The sequence below is a fragment of the Pseudoxanthomonas daejeonensis genome (assembly GCF_010093205.1).
Lineage (GTDB): Bacteria > Pseudomonadota > Gammaproteobacteria > Xanthomonadales > Xanthomonadaceae > Pseudoxanthomonas > Pseudoxanthomonas daejeonensis.
The window spans coordinates 79923-101577 of sequence record NZ_PDWN01000014.1; the positions used below are offsets into that span (position 1 = coordinate 79923).

General features: G+C 70.3%; 10 protein-coding genes and 1 pseudogene. All 11 read right to left on the reverse strand.

The annotated features are described in order from the left end of the window. Positions 1–200: 200 nt before the first annotated feature. Positions 201–779, reverse strand: a pseudogene (locus tag CSC65_RS13745) (alpha-ketoglutarate-dependent dioxygenase AlkB family protein); the annotation flags it as partial. Between the two features lie 2 nt (positions 780–781). Beyond that, the gene (locus CSC65_RS13750; protein ID WP_162411150.1) at positions 782–4093 is read right to left on the reverse strand and encodes an error-prone DNA polymerase; all 3312 of its coding nucleotides are present in this window, start codon (positions 4091–4093) and stop codon (positions 782–784) included. Beyond that, positions 4090–5556, reverse strand: coding sequence for a Y-family DNA polymerase (locus CSC65_RS13755; RefSeq protein ID WP_162411151.1), 1467 nt, complete (start codon positions 5554–5556; stop codon positions 4090–4092). The genes CSC65_RS13750 and CSC65_RS13755 overlap by 4 nt, the downstream gene beginning before the upstream one ends. A 9-nt stretch (positions 5557–5565) precedes the next feature. Continuing rightward, positions 5566–6198, reverse strand: a complete 633-nt coding sequence (imuA, locus tag CSC65_RS13760; RefSeq protein WP_162411152.1) for a translesion DNA synthesis-associated protein ImuA — start codon at positions 6196–6198, stop codon at positions 5566–5568. Between the two features lies 1 nt (position 6199). Further along, positions 6200–6856: a transcriptional repressor LexA gene (lexA, locus tag CSC65_RS13765; RefSeq protein ID WP_162411153.1), complete on the reverse strand. Its 657-nt coding sequence runs from the start codon at positions 6854–6856 to the stop codon at positions 6200–6202. 300 nt (positions 6857–7156) lie between these two features. Further along, positions 7157–8566, reverse strand: coding sequence for a glycoside hydrolase family 30 protein (locus CSC65_RS13770; protein ID WP_238390409.1), 1410 nt, complete (start codon positions 8564–8566; stop codon positions 7157–7159). A gap of 122 nt (positions 8567–8688) precedes the next feature. Further along, a complete protein-coding gene (locus tag CSC65_RS13775) occupies positions 8689–11028 on the reverse strand; it encodes a patatin-like phospholipase family protein (protein ID WP_162411154.1) in 2340 nt (779 codons plus the stop codon). Between the two features lie 253 nt (positions 11029–11281). Further along, a complete protein-coding gene (locus CSC65_RS13780) occupies positions 11282–11815 on the reverse strand; it encodes a DUF4199 domain-containing protein (RefSeq protein WP_162411155.1) in 534 nt (177 codons plus the stop codon). Between the two features lie 206 nt (positions 11816–12021). After that, the gene (locus tag CSC65_RS16300) at positions 12022–12477 is read right to left on the reverse strand and encodes a helix-turn-helix transcriptional regulator (RefSeq protein WP_162411156.1); all 456 of its coding nucleotides are present in this window, start codon (positions 12475–12477) and stop codon (positions 12022–12024) included. Positions 12478–12592: 115 nt separating this feature from the next. Beyond that, positions 12593–12850 (reverse strand): hypothetical protein, encoded by a 258-nt coding sequence (locus tag CSC65_RS13790; RefSeq protein ID WP_162411078.1) that lies wholly within the window; start codon positions 12848–12850, stop codon positions 12593–12595. Further along, a complete protein-coding gene (locus CSC65_RS13795) occupies positions 12847–21582 on the reverse strand; it encodes a glycoside hydrolase family 94 protein (RefSeq protein ID WP_162411157.1) in 8736 nt (2911 codons plus the stop codon). Before CSC65_RS13795 ends, CSC65_RS13790 begins: the two co-directional genes overlap by 4 nt. Positions 21583–21655: the final 73 nt, after the last annotated feature.

Below are 21655 nucleotides of genomic sequence, written 5' to 3' on the forward strand. Positions count from 1 at the left end.
GGCGCAACGCCCCGTCCTCATTGCCCGCCGACCCTGGAGGGCGGCGCGGCCGAGGGCGTCCCTGCGTCCAACCTCTGTGCATCGGCCTCCTGCCGCCCCTGCCCCGCCGATGCGGGCCGCTGGCGGTGCAGCGCCTGCGCCGGGGTGAAGCTGCGACGCATCTCCCCGTTTTCCGGACGCGCCTGCAGGTGCGGCGACATCGCCGGACGCGCCCGGTACACCGCGCTCATCCGTGGCGCCGCCGGCCTCGCCGTCTTGGGGATGCCGTGTTCGTGGGTGACCTGGCTGGCATGGCTCATCACCAGCAGGCTGCCCGGTTCCAGGTCGATCCCGAGCGCACGCCCGCCGGCCTTGGCGCGGATGTTCATCCGGCGCGGGGCGCCCAGGGACACCAGCGCGATCGGCTGTCCCGGCACCAGCATGTGCAGCTTGTCGTTGTGCATGGCGACGCTGTCGTGGCCGTCGCGATAGAGATTCAGCCCCACCGAGTTGTAACCGCCGGGCACGGAGGCCTGCACGCGCGCCAGCATCTTCGCCAGCGGCAGGCTGGCGGGGAGGCCCTCGTGCGAGTCCTGATCGAACGGGTACCAGGCCTGCAGCCGCGGCACGTCGACCACGCGGTCGTACATCGGCCGCCGCTGGTGCTGCCATTCGCAATGGGCGCACAGGGCCTGGAACCATGCCTCGGCCTCGCCTTCATCGACGAACGCGGGCCAGTAGCGGATGCCGCCCTCGGCATCTTCGACGAGCTGGATCGGGGTGGCGGCGAACAGGTCCATGCTCAATGGAAATCCCTCGAATCGACCGGCAGGCCACCGAGCAGGCCGCTGAGATCCTCCATCTGCCCGGCCACAAGGTGTTCGACGCCATCGACGCGTTCCCAGCGCCCGCGCACGGCCAGCAGTCGCGACTGCAGCAGCGGCTTGCGCTGGCGGATGGCCAGGTGCGGCCACACGATCACGTTGACCATGCCGTGCTCGTCCTCGAGGGTGACGAAGATCGTGCCCTTGGCCGTGGCCGGTCGCTGGCGCTGGGTAACCAGGCCGGCGACATGCACGCCGCTGCCGTGGGGCCGTCCGCGCAGTTCGCGCGAGCCGAGGATGCGCCGCTGCACCATCTGCGCGCGCAGCAGCGCCATCGGATGGGTGCGCAGGCTCAGCCCGGTGCTGCGGTAGTCGGCGGCCAGTTCTTCGCCCAGCCGCGGCGCCGGCAGTTCGATCCGCGCTTCTTCCGGACTGCCGGGCAACAAGGGCCGGTGCTGCTCGACGCCTGCCACCGCCCAGCGCGCGGCGTTGCGGTGGCCGGCCAGTGCGTCCAGCGCACCGGCTTCGGCCAGCGCGTTGCGCGCTTTCGCATCCAGCCCCGCGCGCAGGCACAGGTCGCGTATGTCGGCGAACGGCCGCTGCGCGCGCGCGGCCGTGATCGCATCCGCTACCCGCTCCGACATCCCGGCCACCTGGCGCAGGCCGAGGCGCAATGCGGGCTGCCCGCCATCGTCGGCTCCGGCGCGCACATGTCCGCCTTCCAGCGTGTTGTGCCAGTCGCTGTGGACCACGTCCACCGGCCGCACCTCGATGCCGCGCCGGTCGCCGCGCCCGCGCCGCGCGTCCTGCACGATCTGGCTGGCTGAGTAGAAGCCCATCGGCTGCGCGTTGAGCAGGGCGCAGGCGAACGCCGCCGGCTCGTGCCGCTTCAGCCAGCAGCTGATGTAGACCAGCTTGGCGAACGAGGCGGCATGGCTCTGCGGGAAACCGTAGGAACCGAAACCCTTGATCTGCTCGAAGATCTGGTCGATGAAGTCGGAGGCATAGCCTTTGCCTTCCATCAACTCGCGGATGCGGATGCGGTGCGGCTCCATGTCACCGCCGCGCTTCCAGGCGGCCATCGAGCGGCGCAGGCCGTCGGCCTGGTCGGCGTCGTAGCCGGCATGCATCACCAGCTCCATCACCTGCTCCTGGAACAGGGGGATGCCCAGGGTGTCGCCAAGGATCGCCTTCACTCCTTCGGACGGATAGGTGACGTCCTCCTTGCCCATGCGCCGGCGCAAATAGGGGTGGACCATGCCGCCCTGGATCGGGCCGGGACGCACGATCGCCACCTGCACCACGATGTCGTAGAACTTCGCCGGCCTGAGCCGCGGCAGCATGCTCATCTGCGCGCGCGATTCGATCTGGAACACGCCGACGGTGTCGGCGGCCTGCATCATTTCGTACGTCGGCACGTCGTCGCCCGGGACGGTGGCCATGTCCAGCGCCAGCCCGCGATGCCGCTCGACCAGGTCGAAGGCCTTGCGGATGCAGGTCAGCATGCCCAGCGCCAGGCAGTCGACCTTTAGTAACTTCAAGGTCTCCAAATCGTCCTTGTCCCACTGGATGATGGTGCGGTCGACCATCGCCGCGTTCTCCACCGGCACCAGCGCCGACAGCGGGGTGTCGGAGATCACGAAGCCACCGACGTGCTGCGACAGGTGCCGCGGCCGGCCCTCGATCATCCCCGCCAGCGCCAGCACCTTGCGGACCATCGGATTGCCGGGATCGAAGCCGGCCTCGCGCAGGCGCTGCTCCATAGGCGTTTCGCCATTGCCCCAGCCAAAGCATTCGGCGAGCAGACCGATCTGGTCCTGGGGCAGTCCGAAGGCCTTGGCCACGTCGCGCACCGCGCTCTTGCCGCGGTAGCTGATCACCGTGGCGGCCAGCGCCGCGCGCTGGCGTCCGTACTTCCCGTAGACGTACTGCATCACCTCTTCGCGCCGCTCGTGTTCGAAGTCGACGTCGATGTCGGGGGGTTCCTTCCGCGCGCGCGACAGGAAGCGGGCGATGAGCAGCCGGGTTTCGGCCGGGTTCACCGCAGTGATGCCCAGCGCGTAGCACACCGCCGAGTTGGCCGAGGAACCCCGGCCCTGGCAGAGGATCTGTTTTTCCCGGGCGAACCGCACGATGTCGTGCACGGTCAGGAAGAACGCCTCGTACTCCAGCTCGGCGATCAGGGCCAGCTCCTCCTCGATCTGCGCGCGCGCTTTTTCAGGCACCCCTCCGGGCCAGCGCTCGCGCATGCCGGCCTCGGTCAATGCGCGCAGGTGGCTGGACGGGGTTTCGCCTTCGGGCACCAGTTCCTTCGGATACCGGTACTTCACCTCGCGCATGCTGAAGGTGCAGCGCGCGGCCAGCGCCGCGGCCGCTTCGAGCAGCTGGGCGGGATGGATATTCCCCAGCGCGCGGCGCGTGCGCAGGTGGCGCTCGCCGTTGCGGAACAGCAAGGCGCCGGCTTCGGCCAGCGTGGTCGTGTGGCGGATCGCGGTCAGCGTGTCCTGCAGCACGCGCTCGCGCCGCTGCGCCATGTGCACGTCGCCGCAGGCCAGCGCCGGCAATCGCAGTTCCGCCGCCAACGCCAGCAGGCGCGACAGCCTGGCCGCGTCGTCGGTCTCGCGATGCAGCTCCACGCCGAGGAAGGCGCGGTCGCCGAACACCTGCTGCAGCCAGCGCCCCTGGGCCGGATCAGGTTCCGCGCCGGGGATCCACAGCGCGAACAGGCCGCAGTGCGCCGAGCCGGGCAAGCCCGGCTCTACGCCAGCTTCACCTGCCCAGTCACCTTGCGCGCCTGCCGCGATCACCCGCTCCACGTCCGCACGGGCCAACCGGTAGCCCTTCTTCTCCACGCTGCGCCGCGCGACGGTGATCAGTTCGCACAACCGGGTGTAGCCAGCGTGGTTCTCCACCAGCAGCACGCACTTCAGCCCATCGACCAGCACGAATTCGCTGCCGACCACCAGCGGCACGCCGGTAGCCTCGGAAGCTTCCAGCGCGCGCACGATCCCGGCCAGCGAGCATTCGTCGGTGATCGCCAGCGCGCTGTAACCACAACGCTGCGCACGCTCGAACAACGCCTCCGCATCGCTGGCGCCGCGCAGGAACGAGAAATCCGACACGCAGTGCAGCTCGGCATACGCCGGCAGGCCGTCGTCGGCGCCCGCAGGGTGGGCCACGTCGTCGTTGGCCGCGCGCAGGCCCAGCCGCTGCGCCACTTCCCAGGCGCGTGGCGGACGCCCGCCGGGGGTGTCGCGGTCCACGCCGTCCACGGCTTCGTCCCAGCTCATCCGAACCACCCGTGCAGCATCCAGCCGCCCTGCCCGCTCCCCTGCTCACCGGGCGGCGCGAAGGCCCAGGCCTGCTGCCCCTGCGCGGTTTCCAGCACGTAGTAGTCGCGGCGCGCGTCGGCATCGTCCCACCAGCCGCTTTCCAGCCGCTCCGGACCGGAGAGGATCCGCGTCGCGCCGCGCAGCGGGACGGGCTGCGGCAACAGCCAGCCCGGGCGCGGCGGACGCGACGGTGCGGTGGCGATCTTCGACTCGTCGCCCTGCACGCGTCGCCAGGCCCGTTCCGGGCGCGGATCACCGCCGGGCGCCAGCCGGTACACCGCCTCGTCGCCCAGTCGCGCGCGCAGGCGTTCGCGCAGCTGCGGCCACGGCAACTGCTGCTGGTTGCGGGTGTCGAACAGGTCGCGGCTGGCCGGCACGAACGGCGGCAGCTGGCGCGCCAGCAGGCGCATGGCGACCACCGGCGCGGGAATCTGCACCCGTTCCAGGCGGCTGCGCGCCAGTTCGAACAGCATCGCCTGCTCGCGCTCGGCGGCGAGCAGGCCGACCTCGACATCGGTGTGCGCACTGCCCGCGCCCATGCCCGCATGCCCTGGCCCCTGCATGCGTTCGTGTTCAAGCCGCAACACGAAGCGCTGCACGCCGCCGTCGCGGATCGACAGGAAGGTGCACAGGTCGCCGACCAGGCGACGCAACGGGAACAGCAGCGCGGTGTGGCTTTCGACCTCGTAGCCCAGCTCGACCCGCGCGTCGAAGTGGTCCGGTGGCTGGTAGTACTCGAGCGGATCGTCGGCCTGGCCGTACATCCGGTCCAGGTGCTCCAGCAACGGCAGGCCGAAGCGGCGGCGCAGGGCATCGCGCGGCAGCGCGCGCAGCGTGCGCAGGTCGGTAATCCCCATGCGTTGCAGGCGCGTGCCCAGCCCGTCCGGCAGGCAGGCGCGGCGCACCGGCACCTGGTCCAGTTGCGTGGCCAGGGTCGCCGCATGCGGGATCGCCAGGCCGTCGCGCAGCCCGGCCAGCACCCGCGCCGCGCGCGGCGTCGGCGCCAGCGCGATGCGGTGGCGGAAACCGAGCGCATCGAGTTCCCCGCGCAGCCGCGCTTCGATCCGTGGCCACGGCCCGAGCAGGCTGAAGCTGCCGCGCACTTCCAGCAGCAGGCAGCCCGGCCACTGCATGCTGACCAGCGAACTGTGCCGGTAGGCCCACGCCGCCAGGAACCGGTGCACGCGCGCGACCGAGGCTTCGTCGTACTCGACCATCGCGAAGTCGCGCAGCAGCGCGTGCGCGGCGACCAGGCGCATGCCCGGCGCCAGGCCGGCCGCAGCAGCGGCGGCATTCACCGCATGCAGGGTGCGCAGCTGCGCCGGACCGTCGACCAGGGCCAGCGGCGCCCGCGGATCAGGCCGGCGGCGGAGGACGGCGTCGAGCGCCAGTTGCGGCAGCAGTACACAGGCCCAGAGCATGGCGCCACCTCACGCCGCGCCCAGGGCGAACGCCTGCGCCGGCGCCGGGCCACCACGGCACTTGCGCACCTGCCACACCGGCCGCTGCGCGGCTGTGTCGCGCACGCATTCCAGGCGCAGCGCCGCCGGCGAAGCATTGACCGCATGCTTGCGGTCGCGCAGGGCGAAACCCAGGCAGGCGCCGCTGTCGGCCGCCACCTGCAGGCGCCGCAGCGCCGCCGCATCGGCCTGCAGCGGCCAGCCCAGCACCGCGGCGCAGGCGCCGCTGCGCAGGCACTGTTCGAATGCCCACAACGCATCGCGCGGTCCGGCCTCGACCACCTGCAACCCCGCCAGGTCCACGCCGGCAGCCTGCCAGGCCGGCGCATACGGGATGTAGGGCGGCGCGACCAGGGCGACGGTGCCGCCGTCGCGGGTGATCCGCGCCAGCGTCGGCAGCAGCAGCGAAAGTTCGCCGACGCCATCGGCCGGCAGCAGCAGCTCGGTCAGCGCACGGCGCGGCCAGCCGCCCTGCGGCAGCAAGGCGTCCAGCGCGGCGTGGCCGGTCGGCTCGCCATCGGCCGGGATCGCGGCCCGGCGGCCGGCATGCCACAGCGTGCGCGCGGCCAGCAGGGATTCGATGGCAACCACGGACGCGGCCATTTCAGCCCTTCCGCACCAGGCCGCAGTACACGCCCTCGATGGCGAAGTCCTGGCCCGGCTCCACCTCGATCGGCGCATGCACCGGATTGCGTGGCAAAAGGCGGATCGTCCGCCGCATGCGCTGCAGCCGCTTGATGGTCAGCTCGCCATCGATCCGGGCGACCACGGTCTGGCCGTCGCGCGCCTCCGGCGTGCGGTGCACGCCGACCAGGTCGCCGTCGAGGATGCCGTCGTCGATCATCGAATCGCCCTGCACACGCAGCAGGTAATCGGGCCGCGGCGAGAACAGGCGCCGGTCCAGCCACAGCTGGCTGTCCGGATCGGTGAAGCCCGCTCCCGCAAGCATCCCGGACCGGGCCATGCCCTCGGCACTGATGGGCGTGCCGGCCGCGACCCGGCCCAGCACCGGCAGCGGCAGCAGGTCGGCGCCACCACCGGGCAGGCGCAGGCCGCGCTTCTGCCCCGGCGCCTGCTCCAGCAGGCCCTCGGCCAGCAAGGCCTGCACGTGCTTCTGCGCGGCGTTGCGCGAGGCGAAGCCGAAGGCCAGCGCGATCTCGGCCAGGCTGGGCGCGCGCCCGGCGGCCAGTTCGGCGCGCAGGAAGGCCAGCACGGCGGCGCGCTGGGGCGGAAGGGTCGGCGGAACGTCGGCGGGGCTCATGGTGTACATTTGTACACCTTCCGGTCTCGCCACGCGAGATCCAGGCCGTTCATGCAGCGTCTTTTCAGCGCAATGCTGGACTCGCCCACCGTGCGGCTGGTGCATGCAGCGCGGAGCACGGGAGGCCTCCCCGCACCTGCTTTGCCCTCGGTGTCGCGGTCATGCCCGCTCCTACAAGAGCGGGATGCAGCAACGCCTGCTTGCCCGGGACGCCCGCTCCTGTAGGAGCGGGCATGACCGCGACACCGACGCCAACCGGAACACCACGCGCCTCCCTACTACCGAGGCGCCACGCCGCGCTCAATGCACCAGCGTCTGGATCGCATGCGCGGGGATGGTCACCCGGGTCGAGGCGGTGCCGACGTAGTAGTTGTAGGTCAGCTCCACGTCGGTCGGGTTCATCACCACGGTGGCCAGCGTGCCGTCGCCGTTGACGAAGGCGGTCGACAGCAGGTTGCTGCGGCTGCTCGATGAGCTGATCCGCTGCGCGCCCGGGCGCAGGAACTTGCTGAAGTGGCCGATGTACCAGTAGCTGGGCGTGTAGACCAGCTCGCCGGTGCGGGTGTCGGCATGGATCGGCGAGAAGCAGTAGTTGCCGACGTGGTTCGGCCCACCGTTCTCGTCCAGCAGCATGTTCCAGTCGATCCAGCCCGACGCCCCGTTGTTGAGGTCGTTGATGATCGAGGTGCCGTAGCGTTCGCCGTTGGCCCAGCGCTGCACCTGCGCCCAGTCGAACTTCTCGACCGTAGCTTCGGTCAGCAGCAGCACCTTGTCCGGATACGACTCGTGCACGCGATGCACGTTCTCGAACATCGGGTCGAAGCCGGCCCAGGTCTCGTACCAGTGGAAGCCCATGCCCCACGCGTACTTCGATGCTTCCGGATCGCCGAAGATCACGTTGGCACGATGGACCATCATGTCGCGGTTGTGGTCCCACACCACGATCTTGGTGTCCGGATGCGCGCTGGCCTTGATGGTCGGGCCGAGGTGGTTCTTGAGGAAGTCGCGCTCCTCTTCGGCCGTGTACAGCATCGACTCCCAGGTCTGCTTGGCCATCGGCTCGTTCTGCAGGCTGATCGACCAGATCGGGATGCCCTCGGCGGTATAGGCGTCGATGAACTTCGTGTAGTACTGCGCCCAGGCTGCGGCGTACTCGGGCAGCAGCTTGCCGCCCTGGAGCATGTGCTTGGTGTCCTTCATGAAGGCCGGCGCGCTCCACGGGCTGGCCATCATCGGCAGCGTGCCGCCGGCGGCGGCGATCGCGCGCTTGATCATCGGGATCCGGAACGTGCGGTCGTGCCCGATGGAGAAGCTCTTCAGCTCCTTGTCGCCTTCCTCGATGTAAGTATAGCTGCCGCTGGCGAAGTCCGAGCTGTGGATCGTGGTGCGCGCCAGCGTGTAGCCGATGCCCTTCTCGGTGTCGTAGTAGGCGCGCAGCAGCTCGGCCTGGCGTTTGGCGTCGAGCTTGGCGAAGGTCTCTGCGGTGGCGTCGGTGATCGCGCCGCCGATGCCCAGGAAATTCTGGAAGCGCCTTCGCGGCTCGACGAAGATCGAATTCTCGCCCTCGGTCAGCGCATGGCCCTGCGCCAGCGGCGCGGTGCGGCTGCGCGCCATCTGCTGCTTCGCTCCCTGCGCCGTGGTGTAGATGGTGACCACTTCGCCTGCACCCGCCTTCTTGGTCTCGGCCGCATGCGCCGGCAGCGCCAGCATGACGAGCGCTGCCATCAGAATGGACTTCACGGCTCCCCTCCTCGTTGTCGTGAACGCACGAGGGTAACCGACCACGTCCGCGCCGTGCTCGCTGTCCACCGGTCGCACTGCCAGGGCCCGCCTCAGAACGGCTTGCCGATCTCCAGGAACATCACGCCCTCGCCGCCTTCGCGCATGCCGTAGCCGAACAGCATCGGCCCGATCCACGAATCGAAGCCTACGTAGGCGCTGCCGTTGAAGATGCCGTCGCTCCAGTCCATGTCGCGGCGCAGGTTCCAGGCGTTGCCATATTCCAGGGTGGAACCGACCACCGCCGAGCGGCCGAAGAACGACGCCAGCTGGTAGCTGTAACCCAGCGTCACCACCGCATAGTTCTGGCCGGTCAGCTCGTTGAAGTGGAAGCCGACCAGGCGCCCGCGCCCACCCATGCTGTAGCGCTCGTACAGCGGCAGTACGCCGGACAGGGTGGTCTGGTAACTGGCCCCGTACTGGACCGCGTGGCGTCCGAACGGCACCGCGCCGAGCACGTCCAGCCCGGCCTCCTCGAACTCGGCTTCGCCGCCCAGCCAGCTGGCGGTGGTGCGGTAATCCAGTCGCGCCGAGTAGCCGCTGCGCGGGAAGTACAGGCTGTCGAGCCGGTCGATCGAGACGAAGCCGAACCAGGCGCCGGTGCCGACCTCCAGGTCCGGCAGCGCCGGGTTGCCGACCTCCAGGTCCGAACGCGACTCCGAACGCTGCACGCCGAGCTCGGCCGCACCGAACAGGCCGAACGTACGACCCAGGCTGAGGCGTGCCTCGCTGACGAGGGTGTCGTAGGTGGCGATGCGGTCGCCATCGTCGTTGAACAGCGGCGTGGTCCGGTTCTGTAGGCCCGCGCGCCCATAGAAGTACCAGCGCGCCTGCGGGTCGAACGGGTGGTAGTACTCGCCCCACAGGCCTGCCTGGCTGCCCAGGGCCGCCAGGATCCTCGCTTCGGCGCCGTACTCGGTGACGGGCGAGCGCAGCAGCGCCACGCGCAGGCTCGATTCATAGGTGCCGCTGAAGTCGGTCTGCAGCAGGAAGCCGGCCTGGACATAGTTCGGGCCCTGCGGCTTCTCCCGCGCCGTGACCACCACGCCGGTGCGGCCGTCCTCCTCGACCACCTCGTAGGTGACGCTGGCGAAGGTGCCCTGGCTGTAGGCGCGCAGGGTCGCGTTCTCCAGTTCCTCCGGATCGACCGGCCGCCCGACGGGCACGTCGATGATCGCGGTGAGGACCTCGTCGGAGTAGCGGCTGTGGTTATCCAGGCGCACGAATTCGACCACCGGCGTCGGCGGCGCCTTGAACGGGGCCGGCGGCTGCGCGCGGTAGCGCGGCAGCGCGGCCAGCCTGTCCGTGGCCGCAGCCGCGGCCTGGTCGCCGATCGCCAGCGCCTCCTTGGCCTTGGCGAAATCACCGGTGGCCACCACCGATCCCAGCTCCGGCACGATCAGCACATCGGGCTCGCGCAGCGCGGCTACCGAGGTGCGGGTGTTGCCGACGGTCAACATGCCGGTCAGCTGCGAGATCACCTGCAGGAGGCTGGCGTCCTCATCCAGGACGGTCAGCGGCGTGCCCACGTCCACCGCGATGACGATGTCGGCGCCCATCCGCCGCACGGTATCGACCGGTACCTGCTCGGCGATGCCCCCGTCGATCAGGACGTGGCCGTCGATGACCACCGGCTGGAAGATGCCTGGCAGCGACATCGACGCACGCATCGCTTGGGCCAGGCTGCCGTGGCCGATCTCCACCACCCGGCCGGTGTTGAGGTCGGTGCCGGTGGCCCGGAACGGGATCGGCAGCTTGTCGAAGTCGCTGACCGTGCTCACCGCCAAAGTCCTGCGTTCGAACATCGACAGGATCCGCTCGCCCTGCAGCATGCCCGGGGAAACCTCGAGCTTGCCCTTGTTCAGGCCCACGCCCAGGGTGGCGACGCTGTCGCGATCATCCTGCTTGCGCCGGTAGGAACGCTCCTCGCGCGGGATGGTGTCGTCGAACAGGCGCTTCCAGTCCGTTTCCAGGACCAGCGCTTCCATGTCCTCGATCGATACGCCCGCCGCGTACAGGCCGCCGACCAGCGAGCCCATGCTGGTGCCGGCGATGCAGTCGACCGGGATCTTCAGCTCCTCCAGCTTGCGCAGCACGCTGATGTGGGCCACGCCGCGCGCACCGCCGCCGCCCAGGGCCAGGCCTATGCGCGGCCGCGAAGTGTCGCCATCGCGCTGCGGGCAGGACTGGCCGGGCGGATGCGCGCCCGGTTGCTGTTCCACCACCGGTGCCGGCGGCACGGGAGCGGCATCGGGCGGCGTTTGCGCCGCCATCGCCGGCGCCAGGCCCAGCAGCAGGCACACGCCTGCCAATACCCTCGCCGCCTGCGTGCCTGCCAGTCGCGCTATTCCCCGGTGACGCCCGCTGCCTTCCGCCATGCTGATGCGCTCCATGATCCTCGAGGGCTCCAATACTGCGTGCGCCGGATTATGCGGATGATGCCGCCCCGATGTACGCAAGGATCCAGCCTGCTTGAAGCCACGCAGCCATCCCATCGGACCAAAGGCGCACGCGCAGGCGCACCGCGTCGCCGACCCCACCCTTTCCACCGGAGCCGCACCCGCCTACGCGCGGCGACCGCCACGCCAGCCGCGTGGAGCCGGGCTCGCCCGGCTGCCGCCGGCGCCCCTCGCCGCGCGCCACGACCTACCGCGCCGGCAGCACCCGCGGATTGCGCAGCACCAGCGCCGAGACCAGCGAGACCAGCACGCCAACCGGGAAGATCTCGGCGAAGGTCATCGGCATGCGCACCAGCGGATTGCGGTACATCGCCTCGAAGGATGCCGCCTCCTCGACCACCCGGGCCAGGTCGGCTCCTTCGACGCCCCTGGCCTTCGCACCTTCGACCATCGAGCTGGCGAAGAACGCGGCGAAGTCCTGGTCCATCAGCACCAGGCACAGCTCCCAGGCCGCCACGTAGAACAGCCCCGCCACCAGGCTGATCCCCAGGCCCAGCCCGAACGCCGGCCAGAACCGGATCACCCCGCCGCCGGCCTGGTCGCGGTGGTGGCGGATGCCCACGAACACCGCGCTCAGCGCGACCAGCATGCTCGCGAACCCCAGCGCCATGCCGTAGCCACCCGCCGGCGGCTGGCCCTGGAAGGCCAGCATCGTGGCCAGCAAAGCGCCACCGGCGACAAGCCCGGCGATCACGCCGTACTTCAGGAGAGTGCGACCCATGGTGATGTCCTCGATGCGTTGGAAGAAGTCCGGATTGAGCCCGGTTGGCGCGGCCCGGGCAATCGTAGGAAAGGGTGATTGGGCCACCCTCACCCGTTTTCGTCCCGAGGCGTGGGCTTGCCCGGCGGTCGTTCCCTCGCGCGGCTGCACCCTTCACCCCTCGCTGCCGGGCAAGCCCGGCCCTGCGGGATCGCCGGCCACACTTCCTACGGCACCAGTCCCAGCTCCCGTGCCCGCCGCAGCGCATCGGTGCGGCGGCGCGCACCCAACTTCTCGAACAGGCGGGCAACGTGGGTCTTCACCGTGTTGGGCGACACGTGCAGGCGCGCGGCGATCTCCTTGTTCGAATGGCCCGCCGCGATTTCCGCCAGCACCGCCATCTCGCGCGGGCTGATGCCCAGCGCCGCCTGCGCCGGCGGATTGCCGTCGAATGCCGCAGCCGGCCCGCGCCGTCGACCCCACAACCGCGCCCCCAGCCACAGGCCCAGGGCCAGGAAGCCGGCGGCCAGCAGGACGTCATAGACCTGCGCCACATGGCTGCGGACCAGGCGCTGGTAATCCAGCCAGGCCAGCAGACCGGTACCGGCGGCCAGCAACGCGCCATAGAGCACGGCGGGCTTCCACCAGGAGGGCAGGCGCGGACGGGGCGGACGGGACAGCATGGCCGCATGCTAAACCGCAGCGGCGCCGGCCCCATTGCCGACATTGCCTGGCCCTTCCAATGCGCAGCGGGGCTCGAGCGCCATCGCCGGACCCGCCCCCCCTCGCCCATCCGGTTCAATGCAGCGGACGCTGCCCGCCCGGACGCGCGTCCCGGCACCTGCGCAGAAGCTCGCGATGCTCGTTCAGCATCTTCAGCAGCCGGTTTTCCACATGGACCCGGTCCTTGGCCTGCGCATGGCCCAGGATCTCGTGCGCCAGCGCGTCGAACTGCGGCCAGAACTGGGCCGGATGGCGAAGCTGCGTCAGCCACGGCGTGAGCATCGCGGCCAGCCGATCCAGCTCCCGGTCCAGCGAAGCGCGATCGGCGATCACGACGCGCTCCGCGGCCAGCTGACATGCACCTCATGGATGGCGCCATCGTCCACCAGCGCCAGCTCGAAGCCCGCTTGCGCCTGCCCATCGACGCTGAGCCCACCGGCCACGCCATCCACCTGCTCCACCTTGATCCGGTAAACGCTGTCGCCGAAGCGGTACTGCATGCCATAGCCGGGCCAGTCCGCCGGCAGGCACGGCTTCAGCGCCAGGCGCTCGCCGATGCGGCGCAGGCCCAGCAGCGATTCCAGCAGCAGCCGGTACATCCATCCGGCCGAGCCGGTGTACCAGGTCCAGCCGCCACGCCCCACGTGCGGCGCCACGGCGTAGACATCGGCCGCCAGCACGTAGGGTTCGACCTTGTAGATCGCCGCCGCCGATGCATCCAGTGCGTGGTTGACCGGGTTGATCATCCGCGCCAGTTCCCAGGCCCGCGACGCATCGCCCTGGTGGGCGAACGCCATCGCCGCCCACACCGCTGCGTGGGTGTACTGGCCTCCGTTCTCGCGCACGCCCGGCACATAGCCGCGGATGTAGCCCGGATCCTTGGGCGTCCTGTCGAACGGCGGGTCCAGCAGCTGGATCAGGCCGGCCTCCGGGCGCACGAGGTGGCGATAGAGCGAATCCAGCGCCTGCTGCGCGCGCTCCGGGCTGGCCACGCCCGACAGCACCGACCAGCTCTGCGAAATCGAATCGATCCGGCATTCGTCGCTCCGGGTGGAGCCCAGCGGGGTGCCATCGTCGAACCAGGCCCGCCGATACCACTCCCCGTCCCAGGCGTGTTCCTCCAGGTTGCCGTGCAGCTGCGCGGCCTGCTCGGCACACCAGGTGGCGAACGCCGCATCGCCGCGCAGGGTCGCCACCTCGCCGAAGCGTCGCAGGGTTTCGTGGAGGAAGAAGCCCAGCCACACGCTCTCGCCGCGGTTGGCCTCGCCGACGCGGTTCATGCCGTCGTTCCAGTCGCCGGTGGCGATCAGCGGCAGGCCGCGCTCGCCGACCAGGCTGCAGCCGCGCCGCAGCGCCAGCACGCAATGCTGGTACAGCGACTGCCGCAAGCGCGAGGACACCGGCAGGTCGTAGTAGCCCTCTTCGTCGGGATTGACCGGACGGCCCTCGACGAAGCCGGCGAGTTCTCCCAGCACGCTGGTGTCGCCGGTCACCTCCAGGTAACGGCACGTGGCCAGCGGCAACCACAGGTAGTCGTCCGAGCAGCGCGTGCGCACGCCGCGCCCTTGCGGTGGATGCCACCAGTGCATCACATCGCCCTGCGGGAACTGGTGCGCGGCACTGAGCAGCAGGTGCTCGCGGGTCAATGCCGGGATCGCATGCAAGGTCGCCATGCTGTCCTGCAGCTGGTCGCGGAAACCGAACGCGCCGCCGGACTGGTAATAGCCGCTGCGCGCGACATAGCGGCAGCCCAGGGTCTGGTACAGCAGCCAGCCGTTGGCCAGCGCATCGACCGACGGATCGGGCGTGCTCACCTGCACGGTGGTCAGCAGCACGCGCCAGTGGATGCGCACCGCATCGAGCGCGTCGTACGCCTGGCCGACACCGCCCACCCGCTGCGCCAGCGCCTGCGCCTCCTCGTAGTCGCGGCCGGCGCCCAGGCGGAACACGGTTTCCTGCGATTGCCCGTCGGCCAGGTCGATCGGCACCTGGATCGCCGCGCACGGATCCAGGCCCACGCCCAGGCGTCCCGACAGTCGCTCGCGTTTCAATGCGGCTGGATCGGCCAGGCTGCCATTGCGGCCGAGGAACTCGCTGCGGTCGGCCGTCCAGCTGCAGTCGCCGGCATCGGTATCGAAGAACGCCACCCGCCCGCCGAACTCGGTGTTGTAGGGATTGCGCGCGAACAGCGCACCGCTGGCTGCATCGCGCTCGCACACCACGTGCATCTGCGACTTGGAGCGCAGGTCGCCCAGCACCCACTCCACGTAACCGGTAGCCGACAGGCGCCGGGTGCGCCCGGACACGTTGCGCAGGCGCAGCACCGAGAACTTCACCGCGTCCTCGACCGCCACGTAGATCCACAGCTCGCTGGCGATGCCGTCTTCTTCGTGCTCGTGGACGGTGTAGCCGAAGCCGTGTCGGGTGCGGTACGCGCCGCGGCCGCGGCACGGCAGCGGCATCGGCGACCAGACCCGCCCGGTCTCCTCGTCGCGCAGGTAGAACGCCTCGCCGCCGGTGTCCGACACCGGGTCGTTGTGCCAGGGCGTGAGCCGGAACTCGTGCGCGTTCTCGAACCAGGTGTAGCCGGGCGAACTCTCGCTGACCACCGTGCCCAGCCGGGCATTGGCCATCACGTTGGACCACGGCGCCGGCGTGGGCGCGCCTTCGCGCGAGATGACCACGTACTCGCGACCATCGGCGGCGAACGCGCCCAGGCCGTTGTCGAACAGCGTGCCGGTGACCAGCGGCAGGAACGGCCACGGATCGTGCACGCCTTCGTGCTGGTCCTCGTCGTCCCACGCAGGCGCCGGCAACCCCGCATCGGCCGACGCCAGTGGTTCGACCGTGGGTACCGCGGTGCTCTCCGGCAGCTTCGCCGGCAGCGCACGCTCGGGCGATGCGTGGCGACCGACCTGCGCGGCCAGCGTGCCGAGCTCGTCGCTGACGATCACCCGCGCCACCGACTGCAGCAGCACCCGGTCTTCCTGCGACATCAACTGCGCCGGGCGCACGAAGATGCCGCCGGGCAGGTCCAGCACGTTGGAGTCCGGATCGGCCGAAACCATGCCCAGGATCTGGTCCTGCAGCTGCTGGCGGTACCCGCTCTTGCTCTCGTTCCAGATCACCAGGTCCGCGCGCAGGCCCTTGAGCCGCCAGTACGCGTGCGCCTGCACCATCTGCCGGACCAGCTCGATGTTCTCCGCATCGGTGATCTTCAGCAGCACGATCGGCAGGTCGCCGGAGATCGCATGCCCCCACAGGCCGGACTGGCCGCGCTGGTTCTGCAGCAGCACCTCCGTGTCCGCGCGCAGCAGCGGACTGGCGTACAGCACCAGGCCGGCCAGGCGCTCGTACAGCTGCGCCTCGGCCTGGCTGGCGTTGATCTGCCGGCGCACCACCTGGCTGTGGGTCCAGGCCAGGTCGAACACGCGGTCGGCCAGGCGCCGGTCGCGGTACTTGTCGACCAGGCCGGCGCAGGCCTCGCGGTCGCCGCCCACGCCGTAGACCATGTCGACCATGGCGGTCTGTCCGGGCGCCAGCTCGATCCGGCAACGGATCGCCACGACCGGATCGAGCACCGAGCCGTCGGTGTCGGACAACTTCGCCTGGCCGGTCAACGCATCCGGTGCGCGCGGGGTGTTGCCACGGCCGAGGAAACGCGCGCGGTCGGTCTCGTATGAGATCTCGGTGATGTCGGCATCGTGGACCGCGATCAGGTGGAACATCCACGGCGGCACTTCATCGTGCGCGCGCGGCCGGCGCGTGCACAGCAGCGCCTGCTTGGGCCGGACGATTTCGGTCTGCACGAACAGGTTGCTGAAGGCCGGATGCACCTCGTCGGAGATCGCCGGCGCCAGCACCACCTCGGCATAGGTGGTGATCTCGATGGTGCGCGTGCGCCGGCTGCGGTTGCTCAGGCGCAGGCGGCGCAGCTCGATGTCGTCCTCGGCCGAGATCGCCACTTCCAGATGGCTTTCGTAGCCGTTCCTGGTACCACGGAACTCGACCTTGGCATCGGAGAAGATCGCCTCGTACTGGTCCATCGCCACGGCCGTGGGCTGCAGCGCGGTCGACCAGAACTGGCCACTCTCCACATCGCGCAGGTAGCAGAACGTGCCCCAGTGGTCGCGGGTGCCGTCCTCGCGCCAGCGCGTGGTGGCCATGTCGCGATGCCGGCTGTAGCCGCCGCCGGCGTGGGTGAGCATGCCGTGGTAGCGGCCGTTGGACAGCAGCTGCACCTCCGGTCGCGCACTGCCCGGGTTGCGCAGGATCCGCAGCTGGGTCTCGGTTTCGCCCGAGGTCGCGCGCGCGCCCTGCACCTCGGCCTCGTGCGGATGGAACAGCCCGGTCTGCGGGATGCGCTCCTGCAACAGCAGCACCGTGGCCTGGAACTCGGCATCGGCCAGGAAACGCTGCTGCATGGGCTGCCGACGCAGCAGGTAATCCAGCGCCAGGAACCCCATGCCCTGGTGGTGGGCCATGAACGAGCGGATCAGCACGTAGTCCTGGCCGGGCGGCACCCGCGCGGCGGTGTAGTCGACCGCCTCGTACATGCCGAACGCGCCGGAGAAGCCCAGCGCTTCCATCCGTTGCAGGTTCTGGCAGGCCGCCTCGGGCGCGACCATCAGCGCCATCATGCTGGCGTAAGGCGCGATCACCCGGTCCTGGCCCAGGCCGCGCTTGAGGCCGAGCCCGGGTACGCCGAAAGCGCGGTACTGGTAGTTCATCCGCGCATCGACCGCGTTGTAGCCGGACTCGGAGATGCCCCACGGCACGTCCAGGCTGCGGCCGTGCAGGATCTGCGCTTCCACCGCGTGGCGCGCGGTCTGGTCGAGCAGCGTGTCCGGATAGCTGGGCATCACCAGCTGCGGCATCAGGTATTCGAACATCGAGCCGCTCCACGACAGCAGCGTCGCATAGCCATCGACGTCGGTCAGCAGCCGGCCCAGCGCGAACCAGCTCTCCTGCGGCAGCTGGCCCTGGGCGATGCCCACGAAGGTGCACAGCCGTGCCTCGGAGGCGAGCAGGTCGTAGTAGCCGGCGTCCAGGCGATGCTCGTCGAGGTTGTAGCCGATGGCCAGCAGGTGGCGGGCGCGGTCGTACAGGAACCCGTACTCCATCAGCGAGAACTGGCCGGCCATATGCGCCAATCGTTCCAGCTGGTGGATGCGATCGCGTGCGCGCATGCCTGCGGTCGATTGCGGCGCGTACGCATGCAACGCGCGCAGGCTGGGCATGGGCGCACTGGATTCGTCGGCGCCGGCGCCATCGCTGGCCAGCAGGTCGGGCATGAAGAACAGCAGCTCGGCATGCGCGGCCTGGCAGCCCTCCAGCAGCGCGACCGGCCAGTCGCGCTGGCCATCGACCGGCGCCAGTGCTGCGGGCCATGCAGCCACGATCGCTTCGGCATGCGCCATCAACTGGGCGAGCCGGCGCTCGGCCTGGCCGACCGCATGCGTGCGCTGCTCCAGTGCAGGCGCAAGCACCTCGCGGAATCCGGACAGCGCGGCGGTCAGTGCATCGGCCTGCGGATCGCTGGCGAGTGGACGCCTGGCCAGTTCGTCCTCCAGTACGCCCAGCGTGTCGGCCAGGCCACGGAACGTATGCGGCGCCAGCACCGGCGCATCGGCCAGCGCGAGCAGCCCCTGGCGCAGGGTCAACAGGTGCCCGGCCAGGTTGCCGCTGTCCACGGTGGAGATGTAGCGCGGCGGCAGCGGCTGCAGGGTCTGGGTGTCGTACCAGTTGCAGAAATGGCCGCGATGCCGCGGCAATTCTTCCAGCGTGCCGAACACCCGCTGCGTGCGCTCCATCACCGCGCCCACCTGCGCATAACCGAAGTCGTACGCCGACAGGTTGGCCAGCAGCGACAGGCCGATGTTGGTCGGCGAAGTGCGCCGCGCCACCACCAGCGACGGATGCTCCTGGATGTTGTCCGGCGGAAGCCAGTGGTCCTCGGCGCGCACCCACGTTTCGAAGAACGCCCAGGTCCGCCGCGCCAGGCGGCCCAGGAACGCCCGCTGCGTGCCGGACAGTTCCGCGCCCTGCGTCCGCGGCGGCCAGCCCAGCCACGCCATCAGTCCCGGCGACAGCAGCCACAGCAGCAGCAATGGCGTGGCCACCGGCAATACGCCCGGGCGCACCCATGCCAGCGCCGCGGCCACGCCCAGCGCGAACAGCGGCGCCAGCGCCATGCTGCGCCACTCGGCGCTGCGGTCGCTGCCCAGGCTGCGCTCCACTTCACTGGACGGGTTCCATTGCAGCAGGTGGCGACGGCTGAGCAGCAGCCGCCAGAGCGTGCGTGCGATCGCCAGCAGGTTGACCGACGCTTCGTACGGCAGGCAGGCCAGCGTCACCACCGCACGCTGCAGTTGGCGCAGGCTGTCCTTGCCCACCTGGGCCAGGTGCGCTTCCCACGGCATGTCCAGCGGCAGCGCAATCATGTTGCGCAGCGCCTGCAGCAGTACCGGCAGCAGCCACAAGCCCAGCACCGCCGTCGTCCATGCCAGCGGCTGCGGCGACCACGCCCAGCCCAGCAGCAGCAACGCGACGGCCGCCGGTGCGACCAGGCTGCGGCGCAGGTTGTCCAGCAGCTTGCCGCGCGAGAGCCAGCTCAGCGGATTGCGTTCGAACCCGCCGCCACGGCGCGGCACCCACGGCAGCAGCCATGGCAGCAGCTGCCAGTCGCCGCGGATCCAGCGCGCCCGGCGCTTGATGTCGGCGGCATAGCGCTCGGGATATTCCTCGTACAGGCGCACGTCGCTGACCAGGCCGGCGCGCGCGTAGCAGCCTTCGAGCAGGTCGTGGCTGAGGATGGCGTTGTCCGGGAAGCGGTCGCCCAGCGCGTACTCGAACGCATCCACGTCGTAGATGCCCTTGCCGACGAACGAGCCCTCGCCGAACAGGTCCTGGTACACGTCCGAGACGGTGCGCGTGTAGGGATCGATGCCCGGCTCGCTGCCGAACAGGCGTGCATAGCGCGAACTGCGCCGCCCGCCCAGGCTGGTGCCGACGCTGGGCTGGAGGATGCCGTAGCCCTCCACCACCCGGCGCCGGGCCACGTCGAAGCGCGGCCGGTTGAGCGGATGGGCCAGGGTGGCGACGAACTCGCGCGCCGCATCGCGCGGCAGCCGCGTATCGGTATCCAGGGTGATGACGTAGCGCACCTGCGCCAGCGGCTCGATCTTGCCGACCACGCGCATGAACGCGCCCTCATCGCCCCCGCGCAGCAGCCGGTTGAGCGCGGCCAGCTTGCCGCGCTTGCGCTCGTGACCCATCCAGCGGCGCTCGCGCGGGTTCCATTCGCGCGCCCGGTGCAGCAGGAAGAACCGGTCGCCCTGCTCGGGCGCATAACGGTCGTTGAGCCGCTCGATCTGCCGGGCCGCATGCCCGAGCATCTCCCCGTCGCCGGGCATCGCTTCCTGGTCGGCGTCCAGGAAGTCGGTGAGCAGGGCGAAGTGCAGCTGCGTGTCGCGGTTGGCGAGGAAGCGCACCTCCAGCCCTTCGACCAGCGCATCGATCGAATCGGCGCTGGACAGCATGCTCGGCACCACCACCAGGGTGCGGAACTGGACCGGGATGCCGCGCGAGAAATCCATCCGCGGCAACGGGCGTGGCGGTACTCGCAGGGTGGCCGTCCAGTTGACCAGGGCGATGCCCAGCTCGCTGAACACCACCACCGCCAATGCAGCGGCCAGCCATACCGGTATCGGCCCGGTGCCGGCCGACAGCAGGCCCCAGGTGCTGATCGCGATGACCACCGCGATCGGCAGCAGGTAGGCCGGCAGGCGCACGCGGCGCGGTGGCAGGCGCGCGGGCCGGTAGCGCGGGGCGGCCGCGGCGACCTCGGCCTGGGTCTGCGCCACGCCGTCGTCCAGCAGGTAGTAGCCCACGTGCGCACGGCGGTCCTGTGGATCAGTGTCGGCGACGGCCTGGGCCAGGCGCAGCGCCACCGCGGCCACTTCCGGCTCGGACGCGCGGCTGCGGCGGGCGATCTTCTCCACCACGTGCCGATACGCGTCGCGGGTGCTGAAATCCATCAGCGCATAGGTCCCGGCCGGATCGGTGCCCAGCGCGTGCTCGACCACGCTCATCTCTTCGACGAACAGGCGCCAGTCCATGTTGGCCAGGAAGCGCAGGCTGCCGATGCTGTTGCTGATCGAGACCTGGTCGGCGGCCTGCTGCTGGCTCTCGCCGTGGACCAGTTCCTCGATGCGATGGCCGCCCTCGGCGGCCCACTGGTCCAGCCACGACAGCGGCATCGCCAGCACCGAGCCCTGCCCTTGCAGCGCCCGGGTCAGCTCGGAGACGAACGCCCCGGTCAACGGCGGCCGCGAGCGCGCCATGTCGGCGACCACCAGGACCACGTCCACCGGGTTCCGCGCGGCGGTGCTGTTGAGCGCCTCCACCCACATGCTGGCCAGCTGCCGGTCGGCGCCGTCGCGCATCACCCCGGCCGCCATGCGCCGCAGGTTGTCGATCAATGCCAGCCTGAGCATGATCGGCACGGCCCACAATTCACCCAGCCGCAGCGGCGTGACCTCCTGGTAGGCGGCAACGAAGCGGCTGATGGCCTCCGCATCGACCCGTCCGTCGCCGTGCGCGATCGCCTGCAGGGACAGGTCGTAGACCCGCGGCAGCCCGGCCGACGGCCCCTGCGCCAGCGTCGGGAGCTGCTGGCTGTAGGCCCTGGGCAGATGCCTGCGCGCGGTGTGGATCTGCTCCTGGATCAGGTAGAAGTTGTCCAGCAGCCACTCGCCCGCCGGCGTGATCCGCATGTCGTCCTGGACCATGCGCGTGAGCAGGTCGCTGGCGTCGTCGAGCAGGCGTTCGTTCTCCTGCAGCCGATCGAGCAGCCTTACCGGCCCCGGCCGCGGCTGCAGGTGATGCATCCGTGCCAGCGCCCGTCCGTGCAGCTCCATCTGCTCGACGTTGAACAACGCCGAGCGCAGCGGCTCTTCGACCATGGGCACCGGGGCGGCGGCCGCGCGACGGATGCGCCAAAGGCGCCGCAGACGACGGCGCAAGCGCAGCCAGCGACCGAACATTCGGCGCGATTCGGGCATGGAGCATCCGTGGGAGAAGCAGGTGATGCCTCGGGCTTCATCCTCGCACCGCCGTGGCAACCGTCGCGTGAAA